Origin of the sequence: Haloferula sp. BvORR071 (genome assembly GCF_000739615.1) — a bacterium.
GTDB lineage: Bacteria > Verrucomicrobiota > Verrucomicrobiia > Verrucomicrobiales > Akkermansiaceae > Haloferula.
Genome location: NZ_BATP01000007.1, coordinates 67,281 through 87,671, shown reverse-complemented (window position 1 = coordinate 87,671; position 20,391 = coordinate 67,281). Strand labels below are relative to the sequence as shown.

Here is a 20,391-nt window from a genome sequence, read left to right as displayed (position 1 = left end):
CGAATGGGTTGATTTCGCCGCCGACTTGGAAATCAAGCCGGCGGCGTATCGGGAATGCTACTGATCGGTCACGCGGAAGAAGCAATTCTTCTCCCCGATGGCATCGATCGGCACGAGTTCCTCATGGCTGCTACCGCTGGCGGTTACGCTGCGCAGGTCGGTCCATGAGTTCAGGCCCGTGCTCTTTTGGATCTTATAGGTCTTGCCGTTCTCGGAGTTCCAGCGGAAGCGCATGTTGTTGCCCTCCCTTTCGACGCTCTGGAATCCGAGCTTAGGCTTTCCCACCACGCTGAAGAGGAAGCGGTTCGAGACTTCCGTGTAGGAGTCATTGGTGAACATCGCCACGAAGTAGTCGCCAGGGGGAAGCTCCGGCAGGTGGAAATTCACGCTGCCGCTGGTGGCGCCCGCGAAGTAGAGATAGGCGGTGAGCACGTCCACTCCGGGAGTCTGGCCCTGCTTGAAGATGCCCATCCAGTCCTTCGGGATGCCCGGGCCATTCGCGAAGCTGACGGAGAAGTCCTCGCCTGCCTCGATGCTGTTAGAGGCCATGCTGACGGACGAGATCAGGTTGCCGACCGAGAAGCGGACTCGCTCGGCGATCTCCTGAAAGCCGTCGTTCACCATGAAGGTGGCGTAGTAGTAGCCCTTCGGCAGATTGGTGAAGGACTTGCTTCCCGCTGCCGTGGTCGCGTAGCTCCACTGCACGGATGGCGAACTGGAGCCTGGATTCTTGTCCACCTTGTAGATGCCGATCCAATCCTTGGTTCCTGCCGGGGCGTTGGCAAAGCCGACAGCAACTGGCTCACCTTCGTCGTAGGCCAGCTTGGTGGGGGTGAGTGTCACTTTGTTGCCGACGTAGAAGGGCACCCGTGGCGCGACTTCGGTATAGCCGTTGGCGGTGAAGTAACCGACGAACCACTCGCCGACCGGCAGGTCGTAGCTGACATTCATCGTTCCACCCGTGCCACTGATGTACTGCCAGGTGGTGGAGGCGGTGGGGCCGGGCGACTGGCCTTTCTTGTAAATGCCGATCCAATCCTGTGTGACGCCGGGGCCATTTTCGTAGGTGACCACGAAGTCTTCGTTCGGCGCGTAAACATTCTTGGCCAGCTTCAGCTTCGGGTCTCCCGTAGTGCTGCCTTGGAGCTGGAAGCTCAGTGCCTCCGACCACGCGGACCACGCCGCGTTCGCATCGCGGTGGCGCACGCGACAGTAGTAGGTGCCATTCGCCAGACCGGAGGACACGGTGTAGCGCATGATGTCCACGCTGGCGTGGATGTTTACCGGTTCGTAGAGCGGGGAACCGGTGTCACCATAGAGGTTCTCCACATCGCGGATGCGGTCGATCTTCAGGTTGGTAAAGCCGGCATCCGCGGCGATCTGGAACCACGTGCTGTTCTGCACTTCACCTGAAGCCGTCTGGTAGGGGCTGCTGATCAGTTCCAGCGGTAGGTTGACCGGTGCACTGAAGGTATTGGTCAGGGCGGGCTTGTCCGGTGCTGCCAAGCCGAGCTTGCGGTGGAAGCTGTCGATCAGGCGGCTGTTGTAGTCCCAGCGGGTGGCCGCCGGGAGTTTCACGTTCGCTTCAGCATAGCAGCTCACCTCCATGGTCCGCGCCGCTAGGTCGAAGTCGAGAAGCTGCCACGCCCAGTGGGCGACGGTCTTCTGCACATCGTCCATGTCGATCTCCGTGGATTGGCCCCAATACTGATCCCAAGCGGTGCCGCCGGAGATGATGTGGTAGATCGGCCATTCGCGCGTCTGCCCGCGGGCGTAGAGGTGGTGGTGCGCGCCGATGTTCAGGACGTGTTTGTCAGTCTCCGCGAGCATCGGCATGATGTCGCTGCGGAACCACCCCGAGATGTCACCCACGTATTGCTCCGCCTGGTAGGGGCGGTGGACCACGCTGACGCAGAGGTCGGTGGTGGTGTCGGTCTTCAGGGCGTCGACTAGTGAGCGGACCCAGCCCTTCTGAACCGTGCCTGTGTGCTCGCTGCTGGTGTGGATGAATGCCACGTTCGCGAGCTGATAGGCGTAGTAGAGTTCACCCTCCGGGCCGGGAATGTTCGCGTAGCTGATGTCGTCGTAGCGGAAGATACGCTTGTACAGATCCATCCCCGTGTCGTAGTAGGTCTCGTGGTTGCCGATCGTGGTCATGATCGGCAAATTTGGCGAGACTAGGCCGCACTGCTTGAAGTGCAGGTTGCGGTAGTGGTCGAGCGTGCCGACATCGACCTGGTCGCCCGGCATCAGGATGAAGTCGATGACTTCTTCAATCGGCTTGCCGTAGCTTGTCTCGATCTTGGCCTTACAACAGGCGATCAGCTTCTCGTAGCGGTTCTCGCCGATGATCTGATTGTCGCCCATTACCAGTACGCGCAGCTTTCCGGTCTTCGTCCCCGCAGGCACTGGGGTTCGGAAACGGAAGGTGTCGGAGACCGTGTTGCCGTTGCGAACCCGATAGTAATAGTAGCTGGCGGGGGAGAGTCCGGTGATCCGTCCGGAGTGGTAGTTGTAGCCCGCGCCGAGCACGTCGAGCGCGGCAGTCACGGTGTTTGTCAGGTCGCCGGGAGAGCTGCCCCATTCAATCTGGCCGCTTGGCTGATTGTCGGAGAACCACGAGACCCACATCGAGTCGGGACGTGGCGTCTGGAGATAGGGCCGGATCCCGGCGGGGATCCCGGTGTAGCCCGGCGGCAAGGCCACGCTACGCGAGGCGAGGCCTATGGTTCCCAGGGCTGACAAGCGGAGGAAGGACGAGCGTTTCATCATTCAGTGGTCGGAGCGGAAAGCAGATGGATTCACTGCCCCGTCGCGGACTCGTAGATCTTGTAGAAGCGGCGCATCGGCGCGGGTGCAGGAAGCGTCTCGGTGAAGGAGGTTGTGCCATCGCCATTGGAGGGAAGACCGGTTCCGACATGCTCCCACGTAGTCTTGGGAGCTCCTGCCATCGTCTCGGAGGCATAGATGTCGTATTGCTGTCCGGCCTTGGATTCCCAAACCACAGTCACGGAGTTTCCCGTCCGCGTGATCGACCCGACCTTAATTGTGGGCTCCACCGGTGGAACTTCCACCACCGAGAATGCAATCGGCCCCTGCTCGATCGTGTACTCCTCGTCCAGGAACAGGACCGCGTAGTAGTTCCCCACCGGAAGGGTGAAGTTCATCGAACCGGAGGGATGCGAGCCGCTCACAGTGTGGCTTCCGCTCAGGTAGTTCCACTGCAGGGACTGGTTGGTGTTGGGAACTTGCGCGGTGTTGTAGATGCCGATCCAGGAGTTGGGATCGCCACCGGTTCCCGCCCAACTCGCGGTGACAGCTTCACCCACGGTGAGCTGCGCCTTATTCAGGGAGAATGCAGCGCTATTGCCCGCTTCGCGGAGGACCCGCACGGTTGCGGTGTCGCTTCCGTTGTTTTGGTTGAGGGTGAAGGTCGTGTCCGTGTTGGTGAGGCTGAAGGTGTGGGTGCCGGATCCGGATTCATCGGTATCCGCGGCCACGTTGTAGTCGGTGGTGCCGTCCGAGATCTTGATCGGAAGTCCCGGCGGATAGACCTGCCAGTTGAGCGTGACCTGATGGTTGTTGGCTGCAGTGCCAAGTTTGCTGGTGGTGCTGAAGCTGGAGATCTCGCCTCCCGAGATGGTCACTTGCTTGCTGCTGCTGCCATTTGCCTTCAGCGTGTAAGTGGTGGTAGCGCTGGGATTGACGGCAATCGAGCCTTCGCCGGTAGTCGGATTGGTAGCGGCCAGTACGCTGACTTCTCCGCTGCCGCTATCGAGTGTCAGTGAATTCATCACCGACGGGTTGACCACACGCCATGACAAGGTGATCGGGTCGCCAATGAAGGTGTCGTCGGCGTAGAAGCTGTCGACCGCAGCAATCAGCTCCTCGCTGACCACGAGCGAGATATTGTCCATGAAGCCGAAGTAGTCGTCGGTCGCGGGAGAGCCGGAGGCCAAGGTGTAGACTGCCGAAGCATCGCCGCCGAGCCGGATCCCGATTACCTGTCCGGCGAGTTCGGCCGGAACCGTGAAGGTCAGGGTGGCGGTGGTGAGACCGGTGCTGCTGGCATTCACGGTGATGATGTGATTATCGGGAATAGCACCGCCATTTGAGACCTTTTGGCTCGCGAACTCATCGGAGAACCACTGGTCTTGGGCGACTACGACGCCGTCTCCCGTCAGGGCCAGCGTCCACATGCGGCTGTCACCGGCTTTGTAATTTGTCGATCCGAACAGATCGGCCTTGAGGGTGTAAGTCGCACCCGCCACGAAGGTGCTGCCCGGGCCAGTGAGGTCCTGCCGGATCGGTCCACCGAAGGTGGTGGCGAATGTGTTGTTGGTGGGGAAGGTTCCTCCGAAGTAGGAAGCGGTCCAACCGAAGCCGCCTTCATTTCCGCCGCGGACTGAGCCGCCGTTGGAGTTCCAAGAGTCGGCGAGGTTGCCAGTGGCGGTATCGAAGCCCGCGTTCTGCACGGGCAGATTGACCGTGCTCGCGGACGCGGCTGGAGTGAGGCAGGCGGCTCCCAGCGCGATGGCGAAGAGCGATGTCTGAATCGGATTTTTCATGAGCGGAAGGATTGGGAGATGAGAGGGGCAAGAAGCTTGGTGAAGTTCAGCGACGGCGGCGCAGCAGACCCAGGGCACCCAGCAGGCCGAGCAGGGAGGTGGATGGTTCGGGTACGAGGATGCCCGCAGCCGATGGCCCGCCGAGCGACTGGATGGCGCTCTGGCTCAGCGCTTGGTCGGTGAAGGCCACCGAGTTCACATACAGCGCGTGGGTGTAGGTGCCCGAGGTGTCACCCTCGTTGAAAAGCAGGAGATCGGCGCCGGCATTGGCGTTCGAGAAGACGGCGAAGCGGCCGTCGGTTTGGCTGGAGCCGGTGCGGGTGAACGCCAAATTACCGTCGATATAGTACTTCACCGTGCCGACGGTCAGGTCGGCGGAGACCGCGATGCGATGCCAGGAGTTTTGGGTGAAGCTGTTGGCGGCGGAGTAGCCGAAAGCTCCGATGCCCGATTGGCCGGTAGAGGAAATGTACCAGTCGGCGTCGTTGCCGTTGGAAGTGTCAGTATTCATCAGCGCCTGCCAGCCGGCGGCTCCGGGGCTGAAGACATCCATTAGCAGGGTGTACTGGTTGATGTAGTTGCCCCCGCCATTCGGGCCACTGTCGTTGAAAGTCAGCAGGAGGCCGTTGGCGCCGGTCGGCAGGGCCGGCACGCTGAGATAGCTGGCCGCGGTGCCACCGATGTGGGGGACTGTGCCGCCATCCGTGGTGGCATAGGCGAGCGAGCCGGGAGTGCCGGCACCGGCAGTGCTCATCACGCCATTGCCAGTGGCGGTCGAGAGGTCGCCGGAATCGAAGGTCCACTCGTAGACGGTGGCTGCCTGCGCGGAAGTGGCGGCGGCGAGGAGTAGCGGGAGGGTGCGGAGGGTCGAGGTCATTTCACCTTCCACCGTGTCCGCAAGCGCGGGTTGGAAGGTATGGGCAATTTCGACGGAAGCAGGGCAAGTATCGCCGGAGCTGGAAACAAAAAGGGCCCGCCTTGCGGCGGACCCTTCGTGAAACAAGGTGTGGATCGGGAGGCTTAGAAGCGCAGGCGGTAGAACTCGCGTGGGCCGTCATTCGGCAAATACGGCGAAGTCGCGCCATTCACGTCGAACCAGTTAAGCATGTCGTCGGAGTGCTGGAGAGCACCGTTGTCCCATTCCAGCGTGACCACGCCGCCGGGACGGGTCAGGTTGAGGGCTTGGTAACCCACTCCGGCGACAAAGTGCGCCCGCACGCGGCTGGCACTGAGGGCCTTGTCGTAGATTGCCGCCTCGGCGATGCCACCGGAGAAGACGCGGTGCTCGGCCGGATCCGGAGTCGGGAAGGTGTAGGGCGCTCCCTGCTTCCAGCGCCCGCGCGCAGCGATCGCCCAAGAGGCATTCGGCACTTGGCCCGGGCCGGTGGCATCCACGCCGGTGGCGAAGACGCTGCCGTTCCTATAGAGCGTCCAGAGGCCGGCGCTCCAAGTGCCAGCGAGGTGGACCCACTTGGTGGTGCCGAGGTCTTCTGCAGGCACTGGGGCGCTGGCTTGTCCGGCGGTGCTGCCGATCTGGTATTTGCCATCTTCGATGCGCAGGTAGATCGCGGCCCCGAAGGTGTCATTGTCGCCGTGGCCGATGATGACATTGGAGAAGTTCGCCTGCACTGCGGCCGGCTGCACCCATGCTTCCAAGGTGATCGGCCCGGAGACATTCAGACCGTCAGGATTGCCGAGTTCGACGTAGCTGTTGCTCCCACGGAACTGGCTGGCCAAATTGCTGGCCTCGAAGCCCTTGTAGGCTGCTGGCTGCGGCCCAGCAGTCGGGGCAGGGGAGTTCACATAGGTGCCGAGCGCTGCGCTGCCCAAGGTGCCGAGGTTGGCAGCCGGGGCCTTGTTCGTCTCGTCCATGCGATAGTAGGCGACAGGCCCGTCCGAGGCGATGAGTTGCTGATAAGGCTGGGCGGGAGATCCGCTCGTGCCATTCGCATAGTGGGCGGCAATCAAGGAAGGGGTCAGCACCTTGTCGTAGAGCGCCACTTCATCGATATCGCCGTAGAAGGGATTCTCGCGGCCATTCGCGAAACCACCAATGCCCGGAGTGATGTTCCCTGGGTTCGGTGCGTAGGGAGCGCCCACGCCGGTCTGGGTCGCGACCTGAACGCCATTCACGTAGAAGATGGCGGTCAGGCTGGCCTGGTTGTAAGTGAAGGCGAGGTGCTGCCACTGGTTCAAGTCATAGCCGCCGGTGCCACTGCCGGTGATGATGTCGATCAGGCGGGTGCTGCCATTCGCATTGTACATGCGCAGGTTCCAGCCCTTGTCGCCGCTGGCTGCGGCCTTCGATCCGCGCTGCCACAGCACCCAGCCGGTGCGCGGGCCACTGTTGGTGGGATCGTAGTTCATGAACACGCACTGCGCGTTGCCTTTGCCTTCCGCTGTCGGGCGGACCCAGCCTTCCCAACTGAAGTTGGGAGTGTGCATCCGCGCGTCGTAAGGAATGGCCGTGGCGTAGTCCACGTCATTGCTGCTCTTGTCCACGCCGTCAAAGCGCATGGCCGTGTCGCTGCTGGCGACCAGAGCGCCGGGCACCGAGTGGGTCACGCCGGGGAAGTGGATGCCATTGCCCTGCGGGGCGATGGTCCCTTGGTTGAAGGCCACCGCGCGGCAAGCGTCATACTCGTCCATCCGCTGTTGGAGGACTGCGCCGTCGGCCTTGACCAGTTCGGCATAAGACTGCGCGGGAGCGGGATCAAAGGCATTGTTGAAATGCTCCTGGATCTTGGTCCCGCTGAGGGCGGTGGGGTAGAAGGCCACCTCGTCGATGTCGCCGGTGAATGGATTGCCGCCTGCGGGATCGGCATAGGCACCCACCGAGAATGGGGTGGTGATGTTTTGTGCGAAGGTGCCGTTGCCGGTGGCCACCTGATTTCCATCCACGTAGAGAGTGGCGGTACTACCGTTCCAGGTAAGCGCCACATGGGACCAGAGGCCGGTCGTGTAGGTGCCACCGGTGATGTCCACCGAAACGGTGCTGCCGGAGCCGCTGTACATGCGGAAGTTCCAGCCTTGGGTCCGGCTGGTATCATTGGTCGATGCGCGCTGGAAGAAGACCCAGCCCTGGCGATTGCCATCGGACTTGCGGTTGGACAGCGGAGCCTGGCCGACGGCGATGTTCTCCTCAACTGTAGGACGGATCCACGCTTCGACGGTGAAGGGTTGGTTCGCCGGAGGGTTGAGTGCCACGTTGTTGGGCACCAGAGTGCGGATCAAGGGACCGCCGGAAAAGAAAGAGGCGGTATTGCCACCGGAAAGCAGAGCGCCGGGCACGCGGTGTTGCACGCTGTTGTGGGTGCCGTTCAGCACAGCACCCAAGGTGCCTTGGTTGATGGCGACATCCGCGGGCAGCGGATCGCCAAGGGAGTAGTAAGCGAGCGGGCCATCGGCTAGCACGTTCGGGGGATAGGACTGGGCAGCGGCTTGGGCTGCGAGGGCGGCCGCGCCTAACAGGAGGCCGGCTGGTATCTGGAGGCTAGGTGGGTTCATAGTGTAATCACTGGGTCGGGTCGGGTAACGGGCTGGGGGGAGCCTGCAATCATTACGATGCAGCCTATGGGCGCGTTTAGCCGACTACTCATCAGAGTGGGAGAAAATATCGTCACTTTGTGTTAGTCGGCGGTCCCGCTTGCCAGCCGGGCGAATGTTTCGTTTCCATCGGCACGGAATGCCGGACACACCAAGCATCCGCCGCAGCGTCGCGATCCGCCACCCGGTCTGGTCCTCCTATGGCCCGCAGGTCATGGAGGGTGTGGTGGATTTCATGCGCGCCCATCAGGCGTGGCGTTTGGTCACTGAGAACCGTTCGTATGGTGAAATGGAGTCAGTCCTGATCGATAAGGACTGGCATGGCGATGGACTGATTCTATTCCGAGCTTCCGAAGAAGAACTCGCCGAATTCAAGCGGCGTGGGCAAGCGGTGGTTCTCTTGAGCACCGAAGGTCCGGACTTGGGCTTCCCGCGGGTGGTGCCGGACAATGCCCGGATCGGAGCCATGGCGGCGGAGCATCTGATTGAGTGCTCGGTTCCTAACTATGCATTCCTGGCGCGGGGTGAGACTTTCTATCGCGAGGCGCAGTTTGCGCCCGGCTTGCGTCGCTATGCCCGCGAACGGCTCGCGGCCTTCCGCTCCAAGCTGGCGGAATACGCGCTGGAGCCAGCGGTGCACTACTTGAAGGGACGTCCTCTTTGGAAGGCGCAGTCCTGGCGGGAGGTGGAGACCGAGGTGATGGCCTTCCTGGATCTGTTGCCGAAGCCCTGTGGGCTCTTCGTGGTGGACGATTCGCTCGGAGCGGTCGCGTTGCGCGCGGCGGACCGTCTCGGCATCCAGGTGCCGGGCGAGCTGGCGGTCATCGGTTTTGGCGACGATTCGGAGTACTGCTTCTCCACCTTTCCAGCCCTCAGCAGCATCGCTTATCCCGGGCGCGAGATTGGCCGGGAAGCAGCGGCACTGCTGTGGAGGCAGATGAACGGCGAGGCCCTGCCACCGGGCCGCACTGAAATCGCGGTGCAGAATCTGGTGGTGCGGGAATCGAGCGACACCCTTGCCATCGCCGATCCGCAGATTCGCGAACTGGTCCGCCTCATCCGTTTGCGTGCGCCGCGCGAAGCCCTACTGGTTTCCGAGCTGGAAGATCTCACGCCGCTTTCGATGACCACCATCAAGGCCCGCTTCGCCGCGCTGCTTGGCCACGGGCCGAAGCAGGAGATCCAGCGCGTGCGGCTGCGCCACCTGCAGCAACTCCTTGCCGATCCCGCACAGAGCCTCGCGGAGATCGCGCGGCGGATGCAGTTCGCTTCCGCCCATGAGTTGAGCCGTTTCTTTCTGGCGGAGACCGGCGAACGGCCGAGCGATTTCCGCAAGAAGCATGCTCCGGCGGTCTCTCGTGGGAATCGGCGTGCCGTCGTCTTCGATATGGACGGCACGCTTTTCGACACCGAGCCGCTCTACTGCGATGCCTTCCGCAAGGCCTACGCCCTTCAGGGCGGGAAGCTGGAAAAGGAGGAATACTTCCGTGAGCTCATGGGCGCCACGAACGCCACTATCGAAAGCTACCTCACCGCCAAAGCACCGCCCGGATTCGACGCCGCGCGCTTCAGCAAGGATTGGCGTGCTGCGTGGAAGTCGATCATCGCGGGCAAGCGCCTGAAGTCCTTGCCGGGAGTGAAGGAATTGCTGGAGCGCCTGTGCGAATGGGGGGTGCCGCTGGCCTTGGCGAGCTCCAGCGACATGGAAGACATCGCGCTCTGCCTGGAAGCCGCCGGGCTGGCTGGCTACTTCCTGGTGCGCGCGGCAGGGGATGAAGTGGCGGAGGGCAAGCCGGCCCCGGATGTCTATCTCCTCGCCTGTCGTCGCTTGGGGGTGGAGGCGACTGACTGCGTGGCAATCGAAGATAGCCGCCGCGGCGTGGCGGCTGCCTTGGCCGCGGGCATGCAAGTGGTCTGGGCCACGGATCTGCCCGATGCTCCGGCCGACAAGGTCCGCAAAACAAAAACCCTCGCCGAGATCGGCGAGGGTGAATGGAAGTCGCTATTGGGCGAAGAGGCGGAAATCAGAGTTCCTTGATGCGGATGTTCCGCCAGCGGACCTTGCAGGACTTGCCGGCGTGCACCTGCAGGGCGAAGAAGCCCTCTGGGGTGAACTCCTTGGCTTCGTCGGTGTAGTCCACGCGCTCCTTGCCGTTGAGCCAGATTTGGATGTGCTTGCCCTTGCAGAGGATGCGGATGTCGTTCCAGTCCTCCCACTTGATGATCTCCCCGCCTTGCTTGGTGAAGTCGGCCTGTGCCTTCTTGTCCGCTTCGGTATCTTGCTTGGCATCGCCATGCTTCAGGGGCTGGAGCCAGCCGCGGCGGGCTTCGTCGTAGAGGCCGGCGGTCCAGGCGCGGCTCTTGCCGTTGTCATGCTCGCATTGGTAGCCATTGACCCGGCCATCCTTGCCTTCCTTCTGCAGGCCTCGGAACATCATTCCGGAATTCCCGCTGAGATCGTCAAACTTCATCTCGAAGCGGAAATCGAAGTCCTTGTAGGTCTTGTCAGTGCGCAGGAAGGTGTTCGACTTCACGTTTTCGCCGAAGCCGACGATGTCCTTGCCCTCGACTTTGTATTCGCCAAGTCCGTTGACGCGGGTCCAGCCGGTCAGGTCCTTGCCGTTGAAGAGATCGGTGAATCCTTCCTCGGCGCGGGCGAGCGGGGAGGCGAGGAGCAGGGAGGCAAACAGGATGCGGATGTTCATGGATTTGTCAGACAACTTTTGCGTGTAGCGGCGGGAGTGCAAGCTTGGATTTTGGAGACGATTGCAAGGCTCTCCCGCCTTTCACCAACCCCAGTGTTTCCGAAAAGTCGTCGCCCGGCAGCCTACTCATTTGTGGGAAGCGACCCTCGGGACTATTTTAATTTCTCCGAATTCAGGCCGTGATGATTTGCGAAAATCCGGCGGAGCCTTTGTGGTTCCTTGAGGTCTTATCCAGTGGATTTCAAAAATCTCCGTAACTTCTTTTCCCGCCTACCTTTTCCTTGCGGCACTCCGCTTTCCTGCTAGCTTCCGCGGCAATTGCTGGGAAAAGGCATGGTAGGGCATCTTGACCATCCCGTCCTCGTTCTCAACCGGTTTTGGCAGCCGGTGCAAACCTGCACCGTCAGACGTGCGCTCAAGCTCTTGTTCTTGGGCCATGCGCAGGTGGTGCAGACCGAAGGCGAGGACAGATTCCGGACTCACGACTTGGGCTCGTGGGTAGAGCACTCGTCGCGTGATATCGTCGAGGAAATGATCCATACCGTGCGCCTCGCGCTGCAGGTGCCGAAGATCATCGTGCTGGCGATCTACGAGAAGCTGCCTCGTATGGAGGTGCGCTTCACCCGCCGGAATGTCTTCCTGCGCGACAAACACACCTGCCAGTACTGCGCCAAGATTTTCGCCGAGGCCGAGCTGAACCTCGACCACGTGATGCCCCGCGACAAAGGCGGCCGGACCACTTGGGAGAATATCGTGACCTCCTGCATCCGCTGCAATACCCGCAAGGCGAACAAGCTCCCGCATGAGGCGAACATGCACCCGCTGCGCAAGCCTGCCGCCCCGCGTTGGCGGCCGATGTTTGGCCTGCGTGAGAACTCGCACTCCGACGAGAGCTGGACTCACTTCATCGACCCGGATCCTTCTTCGGTCCGTTTGTCGGCCTGATTTTTCTTGCTGTCCGGTGATTCGCGCGTCCCGCAAACGGCCGTCTTCGCCACTCCCGTAACCACCATCAGCGGCACGATCACCGCCACGTCGGCGGCGACCGCGACGGGAATAGCCAAGGGCGACAGATCATTGCGGATCTTCTCCGCCTTGGTCTTCGGCTCAGGCAGGGAGAAAATCGCCGCGGTGCAGGAAGTGAAGGAGGCAAGCGCCGCCAGAAAAGCGGGGATTCGCGCGAACTGCTGCAAAAGGTAATGTTTCGATTTCACGGACTTCCGGTTTGGCCCGCTTATCGCACGCCTTCCGCTCGCGCCCTCATCCCGATCCTCAATTCCATCATCGACCAAATCGATGATGCCTTGGCATGCCGCCCTAGTGCCGGCTCAGTCCCGCCGGGAAGATCACGTTCAGCACCAGGGTCAGGAAGAAATTGAAGATCAGGATCGCCAGCGCGGAGTAAACCATCGCCCGCGTCGTGCTGCGGCCCACGCCCACCGCGCCATCCTTCGCGCTCATCCCCTGGTGGCAGGAGATGCATACGATCAGCACCCCGAAGACCACGCCCTTGATTAGCGAGATCAGCACGTCGGTGAGATCGGTGTACTTGCCCATCTGGTCCATCCAGTAGGCTGCGTTCACGTTGAAGGGACCAGTGCCGACTATCACCGAGGCGCCAATGCCCAGCGCCGCGGATTCGCCGATCAGCAGCGGCACCGCAAACAGCATCGCCAGCAACCGCGGGCTCACCAGATAATCGACCGGATGCACGCCCATCGAGCGCAGGGCATCGACCTGCTCGGTCACCCGCATGGTGCCGATCTCGGCGGCCATCGCTGCGCCGACCCGTCCGGCCAGCATCAGGGCGGTGATCGTCGGCCCCAGCTCACGCAGCATCGCCACGCTCACCAGCGCCCCAGCTCCGGTCTCCATGCCCAGCATGCTGAATTGAAACAGCGACTGGGCCGCCAGCACCGCGCCGGTGAAAGCGCCCGTGATCATGACCACCGGTTGGGATCGGTAGCCGATCTCCACGATCTGCTGCATCACGAGCCACCAGCGGATTTTCCCCTTCACCAGCGAGACCGCGATGTCGCGTATCAGCAGCGAGACCTCCCCGAGATACTCGAGAAAGGAGGTGACCAGGCTGCCGATGAAGCGGAAAAATCCCACGCGGCGGACGCTAGGGCCTCAGCCCGCGCTTGGCTAGCGCTAGGGAAGGGGATTCGGGAGTCGCGGGAGGGTGTTAGAGGCCGCTCTTGAGGGCCTTTTCCCTGCCCACAAGAGCCGCCCGCAAAAAAGCCCTGAGAAAAAACCAAAACCGGTTTCAACAAACTGCAATTTGCCGTACATGCCTCGCGTAGAGCCGGGACCATGAGCAACGACGACAAGGCAGCGGTGGAAAAGCTGCACGCGACCTACGGGCAGATGAAGGAGGAGCTGGGCCGGGTCATCGTCGGCCAGGAAGCCGTGGTCGAACAGGCCCTCATGGCGATTTTCTGCCGCGGCCACGCCCTGCTGGTAGGCGTTCCCGGTCTGGCCAAGACCCTACTGGTCTCCACCTTGTCCCGCGCGCTGGACCTCGGCTTCAAGCGCATCCAATTCACTCCGGACCTGATGCCCGCGGACATCACCGGCACCGACGTGCTGGAGGTCGATCCGGAGACCGGTCGCCGCGGCTTCCGCTTCGTCCACGGGCCGCTCTTCTCGAATCTCGTGCTCGCGGACGAAATCAACCGCACCCCGCCGAAGACCCAGGCCGCGCTGCTAGAGGCGATGCAGGAGCACCACGTCACGGTAGGCGAGCACACCCTGCACTTGCCGGAGCCCTTTTTCGTCCTCGCGACCCAGAATCCGATCGAGCAGGAAGGCACCTATCCGCTGCCCGAGGCCCAGCTCGACCGCTTCCTCTTCAATATCTTCGTCGACTATCCCACCGAAGCAGAGGAGCGCGAGATCATCCGCCGCGTCACCAGTCCCAGCGAGACCAAGATCACCCCGCTGATGAATGCGGCGGAGATCATCCATCTCCAACAGATCGTGAAGCGTGTGCCCGTCGGCGACCACGTGATCGACTTCGCCGCCAAGCTGGCTCGTGGTACCCGCCCGAAGGACGCTTCCGCGCCGGACTTCGTGAAGGAGATGGTCGGCTGGGGTGCCGGCCCGCGCGCGGGAATCAGCCTGATCTCCGCTGCCAAGGCCCACGCGGTGCTGCGCGGCAGATTCCACGCCACCACCGGCGACGTCGCCGCGGTCTCCATTCCGGTACTGCGCCACCGCGTGATCACCACCTTCAATGCTGAGGCTGCTGGTGTCACCAGTGATGAGGTCATCAAGCGTCTGGTGAAGCACCTGGCCCCGAAGGAGGAGCTCGTTGTCTAACAAACGCCATAGGTTCGATCCGTCGAATCTGTCCGATCTGTCTTATCTGTTCTATTTCGCCTGATGTCCGAGGACTCCCTCAAACTTCCCGCCTGCATGCGCCTGCTCCCAGCGGAGACCATGGGCGTGATGAAGCGGCTCGAATGGTATGCGCGCCGCCGCATGCAGGGCACCTTGACCGGCCGCCACAGCTCGCCGGACAAGGGCTTCTCGGTGGAGTTCGCCGAGCACCGCGAATATGTCCCGGGCGATGACCCGAAGGACCTCGACTGGCGCGTGATCGCAAAGAGCGACCGCAACGTGATCCGCCAGTATATCGAGGAAACCAATCTCCGAGCGACCTTGGCCATCGATGTCTCCGGCTCGATGAACTACACCGGCGACTCGGCCGCGAAAGTGGGGGAGACCGGACTCTCGAAGCTGGAATACGCCAAGCACCTCGCCGCCGCGCTCGCCTACCTATTCGTCAAGCAGGGCGATGCCGCCGGCCTCGTCACTTTCGACAAGGAGCTGCGCAGCTTCATCCGGGCGGGCAGTCGTCCCAGCCAAGTCCGGCGTATCCTCGAAGAACTCCACATCACCCAAGCCGGCGCCGATACCGATGTCGGCGGAGTCCTGCATGGCGTCGCTGAGCGCATCCCGAAGCGCGGCCTGGTGATCCTTATCAGCGACCTCTTCGATGATCCCGCGAAGATCATCGAGGCCTTCCACCACTTCGATTTCCGCCAGCACGAGCTGGTGATTTTCCATCTCATGGCGGAGGAGGAGCTGACCTTTCCCTTCAAGAGCTTCCAGCGCTTCAAGGACCTTGAGGGCATTGAGAAGATGCTGCGGATCGACCCGCAGGCCGTGCGCGCCGCCTATCTGGAAAAGGTCCGCGACTTTGTGAAGCGGATCGATGCCGCTTGCGGCAAGCTGCGCGCCGACTACGTGGCCGTGAATACGAAAACCCCGCTGCGGGATACCCTGCTGCGCTACCTCGGAGGCCGGAAATAGATCGATGCTTTTCCTGAATCCATGGTTGCTGGCGGGATTGGCCGGGGTGGCGATTCCGATCCTCATCCATCTCGTCCGGCGTCAGGCCGCGAAGCCCATCGATTGGGGCGCGATGCGCTTCCTTTTCGATACGGTGGCGATGCGCCGCCGTAAGATGGAGTGGGAGGACCTGCTGCTGATGGCAGCGCGCTGCCTGCTGTTAGGTTTGCTGGCCTTGGCCTTGGCGCGGCCCTTCATCCCGCCGGATTCCACCGTGCCTTGGCTCTTTGTGCTGCCGGCGGGCCTGATCGGGATTGCGCTGTTAGGTGGCTCATTCGTGTTGGCGGGGAAGGCGCGCTGGATCCTACGCCTCTCGGCATTGGTCTTGCTCATTGTCGGCGCCGGGCTGGTGCTCATGGAGCGTATGCTCAACCTCAAGCGCTTCGAGGCCAGTGGCAGGCGTGACGTCGCGCTGGTGATCGATGCCTCAGCCTCGATGGAGCTTTCCAAGGATGGCCGCACCGTCTTCGCCCACGCGGTGGATGAGGCCAAGCAACTCGTGAAGGAGGCTCCGCGTGGGACCGCCTTCCTGGTCATCCTCGGCGGCCCCGCGCCCGAGGCCAAGACCGCGGCTCCCTTGACTCATCGCGCCGATGTCTTGGGTGTGCTCGATGGATTGAAGCCGGTTGGCGGTAGCTTCCGCGCGCATGAAGCCTTGGGCGTCGCGACTCTCGGACTTTCGGAAGGAACGAACGCCACCAAAGAGATCATCGTCTTCACGGATGCCCAGCGTGCCGGCTGGCGCTTTGATAATCCGAATGCTTGGGACGGCTTGGAGCAGGCATGGAAGTCGCTGCCAGCGAAGCCGAAGCTTATTCTCCGTGATTTCGGCGTGCCCGAGGGCCTGCGCAATGTTTCGCTCGCAACACTCGATACCTCCCGCCGGGTCGTCGGCACTGACCGCGAGGTCACACTCAAGGTGACGGTGGAGAATACCGGCACTCAACCGGTGACTCCGGGGCCGGTCATTCTTGAGATTGACGGCAGCAAGGTGGGCGAGAAGCCGGTGGGACTCTTGGTCGCAGGGCAGAAGGAGACCGTGGAATTCCACCACCGCTTTGCGAAACCGGGGCCGCGGGTGATCGCCGCGCGCATGGATGCGAACGACGACCTGGCCGCCGATGACAAGGCGGAGCGTGTGATTGACGTGCGTGGCACTTTGCCGGTCCTGCTCGTCGACGGTAACCCCGCGGGATCCTTCTTCGAGCGTGCCGCCGGTTACTCGGCCCTCGCGCTCGCGCCCTCTCCCGATCTTCGTCGCGGCAAGAAGGTGGGGGATGCCTACCTGATGGACCCCGAAGTCGTCGCGGCTCCGGAACTCACGGACAAGGATCTCGAAGGCCGCTCCGTGGTGGTGCTGGCCGATGTCCCGCGCCTGCCCGAGCGCCTCGCCGCCAAGCTCGCGGGTCGGGTGGCGGATGGGACCGGCCTGCTGGTCATCGCCGGGCCGCGGACCGAACCTGCTTTCTTCAACAACTGGAAGGCTTCGGAAGGTCCACTGCTGCCGATGCCTCTGGGCGAGATGGCCGTCGAGTCTGATGGTGTTGCCCCGGCGCCGGCGACCTTCCTTCACGAGAGCGTCGCCCTCTTCAAGGACGAGAAAAATTCCGATCTCGCCTCCGCCCGGATCCGCCAGTGGCGCAAGACCGGTGATCCGACCGGTGGCGTGCAGGCCGCAGCCTACCTGAATGGCGATACCTTCCTCGCCGCGAAGAACTACGGCAGCGGTCGTACTTTGCTGGCGACCTGTGCCTTCGACGCCCGCTCCGGAAATCTGCCGGCGCTGCGCTCCTTCGTACCTCTTCTCCACGAGCTGGTCGCTTGGACCGCAGGCAATGGCGTCGAGCTGAACCTCGATCCGGCATGGAGTCCCTCGGTGGCCTTGCTCGGGAAAAGCGGCGGCCTGACCGGCACCTACTATCCGAACCAGGAATGGCGCGGCAAGTCGGCGATGGTGCGGGTGGACGCCGGAATCGATTTCAAATGGGGCAATGACAAGCCCGCCCCGCGGCTCCCCGCGGACCGTTTCTCGATCGAATGGCGTGGCCAATTGGTGCCGCCCTTCAGCGGAGAGTATGTCTTTTCCGCGGATGTCGATGATGTCATCGAGGTCCAGATCGGGGATGGGAAGGTCATGAAGGCCCAATATGGCAACGACGAGATGGGCCGCATGAACCTGGAGGCGAACAAGCCGGTCCCCTTCGTGGCGAAGTACCATGAGGATGGCGGTGAGGCCAAGGCCCGGCTCTTCTGGAATCTCCCAGGCGGCGACAAGCAGATCATTCCCGGCTACGCCTTCATTCCCGAACGCGAGGAGGCAGGCGAGGCGATGCGGGTGCTGGATCCTCTGGGGCTCCCGCGCGAGGCTCGTTTGCGCCCCGCCCGCCGCGGCCGCGAATTGGCGATCGGCGGACCCTCGGTGCCCGGCGTCTATCAGGTGGAGGCCGATGAGGACTTGCGCGCGAACATGAGCTTGCCGGAGGGCGCGAAGCTGCCGGTGGCGGTGGTTCGTGATCCCGCGGAGAGCCACTTCGAGCCCCGTAATGAAGAAGATCTCTCATTGGTTCGCAAGCATGCCGACCTGCTCCAACCTCGCTCGGTCGAGGACATCCTCGGCGTGCTGCAGGGCAAGGGCTTCGGCCGCGAGATCTGGAAGCTGCTCGCCGTGTCCGCATTCATTCTCTTCCTGTTGGAAAGTGTCTTGGCCCGGTGGGTCTCGCGCTCCCGCCGCATGGCGGAAGATGTGCGCGTGAGCTTTGGTGACAGCGCGGTTTGGGGAGGAGGTGCCGGCCGATGAAATACCTCGTCCGCTTCCCCCTCATCTTCCTGGCCCTCTGGGGCCTTCTCCAAGGCCTCGGTAAGCTCGTGCGCCTATCGCCGGACTGGCCGATCTGGTCGGTTGCCCTGATCGCGGCCCTTGCTGCCGAGCTGATCCTCTTCCTCTATCGTTACGAATCCGGCGCCGTCACTCCCAAGCGCGCCCGCTGGATGATCGCCCTGCGCCTCGTCGCGCTTGCGGTCCTTGTCTGGATCATGATCGAGCCTACCTGGGTTCGTGAGGTCGAGCGCCAACGCAACCGCGAGGTCGTGGTCGTACTCGATGATTCGGCTTCGATGCATCTCAAGGACGACGGTGCCTCCGCCACTCGCCTGGAGATCGGTGAGAAGGCATTGGCCGACTCTGGCATCCTCAAGAAACTCGGCGACTCCATGAAGGTCCGCACCGTGCGCGCGGCCCGTAGTGTGCGCGGTGAAGGCGAAGAGGGAGCAGAAGGCTGGAGCGATGCCACTGACCTCGTCGCCGCGATGAACACGGTGCTCGAGCAAGTCCCGCCCGACGATCTGGCCGGGGTGGTGATGGTCAGCGATGGCCGCCACAATCGTCCCGGCCGTGTGGAAGACGTCGCGCGCCGCTTCGGCATCCTCGACGCCCCGGTCGGCATCGTCGCCACCGGTAGTGCGGAGCCGCCGCGTGATGCCTCGATTCTCGATGTGAAAGCCCCGGAGGCGATTCACCTCGGCGACCGCATGCGGGTGAATGCCTCCCTCAAGTTCGATGGCTACAAGGGCGAGGAAGCGAAGGTTCGCCTGATGCGCGGTGACAAGGTCATCGAGGAACGCCCCATACCGATTCCGCAGGACCATCATCGCGAGGAAGTGCGCTTTACCACCGTGCCGGAGGAAGGCGGCGTCGGCGGTTACCGCATTGAGATCGCCGGTCTCGCGGGCGAGCGCTTCGCGGAGAATAATGCCTGGGAGTTCGAGACCTCGATCACCGATGCCCGTACTAACGTCCTGATCGTCGAGAACGAACCGCGCTGGGAGTTCCGCTACCTGCGGAATCTCTTCTACGGCCGCGACAAGTCGGTGCACATGCAATACGTGCTGCTGCACCCGGACCGGATCGAGGAACAGGAAGACGCGCAGATTCCGGCTTCGGCCACCCGCCCCTTCGGCGATGCCCAGGCGACCCAGCTTCCAGCCAATGAGGAGGAGTGGCGCAAGTTCGACGTGATTATCATCGGTGATGTCGATCCCAAGGCGATCAGCGAGGCGACTTGGCAGACCATTTCGAATTGCGTGAAGGAACGTGCGGCAATGCTGGTGATGATCGCCGGACCGCGCTTCATGCCGCATGGCATCACCGCGCCTTCGGGGCAGGACTTGGTGCCGGTGGAGACCTATGAGAGGAACCGTAATTTCTACAGCGAGCATGAGGAGCCCTTCCGCTTCTCGCTGACTGCGGAAGGCCGCAACCACCCGGTAACCCAGCAGGCGACCGGTGAGACTGCGAATGATGCGGTCTGGGCCAGCTTCCCGGAGGTGCCGTGGCGCCAACCTGTGCGCTCTTTGAAAGAGGGCGCGGAAGTGCTGCTCACCGCCGCCAGCAAGGAGGCTGACTCCTCCATCTCCGGCGGTGCTGATCTCAACGCCGCGCTTGATGCGCTCGCCAAGCACCGCGAGAAAGAGGCTGCCGCAGCCCTGCTCGTGACCCGCCAGACTGGCAAGGGCAAGGTCGCGCTCCTGCTTACGGACCGCACTTGGCGCCTGCGCGAGGGCGCGGGCGATCTCTATCACCACCGCTTCTGGGGCAATCTCGTCCGCTGGGGTGCTGGTCCGATCTTGCGGGCCGGTGGTTCCCGCGTGCGCCTTGGCACAGACCAGCTCACCTACACCGCGGACGACCGGATCAAGGTCACCGCCCGTCTCCGCGATACCGGTCTCAATCCGGTGAAGGACGAGGACCTGAAGGCTGAACTCTACCGCGATGGACAATTGGTCTCCAGCACGGCGATGACCGCCGTCGAGGGCTCGAATGGCCTGCACGAAGTCGAGCTGCCCGCGCTGCCGCATTCCGGCCGCTACGAGGTACGCTTGCGTGGTAAGGAGGCGGACCGCCTGATCAATGAAGACGGCGGCACCGCTGTTAGCGCCGGCTTCCGTGTCGTCGGCTCGCGCGGTCCCGTAGAGTTGGCGGAGACCACGCTCAATCTGCCGCTGCTCTCCACCGTGGCCGAGCTTTCCGGCGGCAAGGTGGTGAAACCGGAAAACACCGCCGAGCTGACCGGACTCTTTTTGAAGGAAAGCAACGCGAAAAAGGAGATTCGCGAGACCTCCCTGTGGGATAGCGGGCTGGTGCTCGCGCTTTTCGCCTTTCTCGTGGCAGCGGAATGGGTGATCAGAAGGGGCGGGGGATTGCCGTAAAACAACCA

13 protein-coding genes are annotated in these 20,391 nt (G+C 62.7%); 6 read left to right on the top strand and 7 right to left on the bottom strand.

Going from position 1 to position 20,391, the window contains the following annotated elements; genetic code table 11:
• Nucleotides 1–57: 57 nt before the first annotated feature.
• The 4 genes from BV071_RS05705 to BV071_RS05690 form a co-directional block, all read right to left on the bottom strand.
• Nucleotides 58–2,772: a fibronectin type III domain-containing protein gene (locus BV071_RS05705; RefSeq protein ID WP_052572940.1), complete on the bottom strand. Its 2,715-nt coding sequence runs from the start codon at nt 2,770–2,772 to the stop codon at nt 58–60.
• A gap of 29 nt (nt 2,773–2,801) precedes the next feature.
• A complete protein-coding gene (locus BV071_RS05700) occupies nt 2,802–4,568 on the bottom strand; it encodes a hypothetical protein (RefSeq protein WP_035603319.1) in 1,767 nt (588 codons plus the stop codon).
• 46 nt (nt 4,569–4,614) lie between these two features.
• Nucleotides 4,615–5,445 carry a PEP-CTERM sorting domain-containing protein gene (locus tag BV071_RS05695; protein ID WP_035603316.1) on the bottom strand — a complete coding sequence of 277 codons (831 nt, stop codon included), beginning with the start codon at nt 5,443–5,445 and terminating at the stop codon, nt 4,615–4,617.
• Nucleotides 5,446–5,588: 143 nt separating this feature from the next.
• Nucleotides 5,589–8,075, bottom strand: coding sequence for a LamG domain-containing protein (locus BV071_RS05690; RefSeq protein ID WP_081885815.1), 2,487 nt, complete (start codon nt 8,073–8,075; stop codon nt 5,589–5,591).
• Between the two features lie 178 nt (nt 8,076–8,253).
• Between BV071_RS05690 and BV071_RS05685 the strand changes: the two genes are divergently transcribed.
• Nucleotides 8,254–10,152 (top strand): HAD-IA family hydrolase, encoded by a 1,899-nt coding sequence (locus BV071_RS05685; protein WP_035603312.1) that lies wholly within the window; start codon nt 8,254–8,256, stop codon nt 10,150–10,152.
• Here the strand turns inward: BV071_RS05685 and BV071_RS05680 are convergent.
• On the bottom strand, nt 10,139–10,819 hold the full coding sequence (locus BV071_RS05680) for a DUF1080 domain-containing protein (RefSeq protein ID WP_052572939.1): 681 nt from the start codon (nt 10,817–10,819) through the stop codon (nt 10,139–10,141). The genes BV071_RS05685 and BV071_RS05680 overlap by 14 nt on opposite strands.
• A 333-nt stretch (nt 10,820–11,152) precedes the next feature.
• Here BV071_RS05680 and BV071_RS05675 point away from each other — a divergent pair, with 333 nt between their 5' ends.
• On the top strand, nt 11,153–11,764 hold the full coding sequence (locus BV071_RS05675) for an HNH endonuclease (RefSeq protein ID WP_035603310.1): 612 nt from the start codon (nt 11,153–11,155) through the stop codon (nt 11,762–11,764).
• Here the strand turns inward: BV071_RS05675 and BV071_RS05670 are convergent.
• Together BV071_RS05670 and BV071_RS05665 are read right to left on the bottom strand one after the other, a co-directional pair.
• Nucleotides 11,719–12,033: a hypothetical protein gene (locus tag BV071_RS05670; protein ID WP_265594107.1), complete on the bottom strand. Its 315-nt coding sequence runs from the start codon at nt 12,031–12,033 to the stop codon at nt 11,719–11,721. The two genes, BV071_RS05675 and BV071_RS05670, sit on opposite strands and share 46 nt — an antisense overlap.
• A 103-nt stretch (nt 12,034–12,136) precedes the next feature.
• A complete protein-coding gene (locus tag BV071_RS05665; protein WP_081885813.1) occupies nt 12,137–12,934 on the bottom strand; it encodes an ABC transporter permease in 798 nt (265 codons plus the stop codon).
• A gap of 201 nt (nt 12,935–13,135) precedes the next feature.
• On the opposite strand from BV071_RS05665, the gene BV071_RS05660 reads away from it, so the two are divergent.
• From BV071_RS05660 to BV071_RS05645, 4 genes are all read left to right on the top strand, one after another.
• The gene (locus tag BV071_RS05660) at nt 13,136–14,143 is read left to right on the top strand and encodes a MoxR family ATPase (RefSeq protein ID WP_035603304.1); all 1,008 of its coding nucleotides are present in this window, start codon (nt 13,136–13,138) and stop codon (nt 14,141–14,143) included.
• A 63-nt stretch (nt 14,144–14,206) separates the two neighbouring features.
• On the top strand, nt 14,207–15,139 hold the full coding sequence (locus BV071_RS05655) for a DUF58 domain-containing protein (protein ID WP_052572938.1): 933 nt from the start codon (nt 14,207–14,209) through the stop codon (nt 15,137–15,139).
• Nucleotides 15,140–15,143: 4 nt separating this feature from the next.
• Nucleotides 15,144–17,975, top strand: a complete 2,832-nt coding sequence (locus BV071_RS05650; RefSeq protein WP_035603302.1) for a PA14 domain-containing protein — start codon at nt 15,144–15,146, stop codon at nt 17,973–17,975.
• Nucleotides 17,972–20,383 carry a hypothetical protein gene (locus tag BV071_RS05645; RefSeq protein ID WP_035603301.1) on the top strand — a complete coding sequence of 804 codons (2,412 nt, stop codon included), beginning with the start codon at nt 17,972–17,974 and terminating at the stop codon, nt 20,381–20,383. The genes BV071_RS05650 and BV071_RS05645 overlap by 4 nt, the downstream gene beginning before the upstream one ends.
• Nucleotides 20,384–20,391 lie beyond the last annotated feature (8 nt).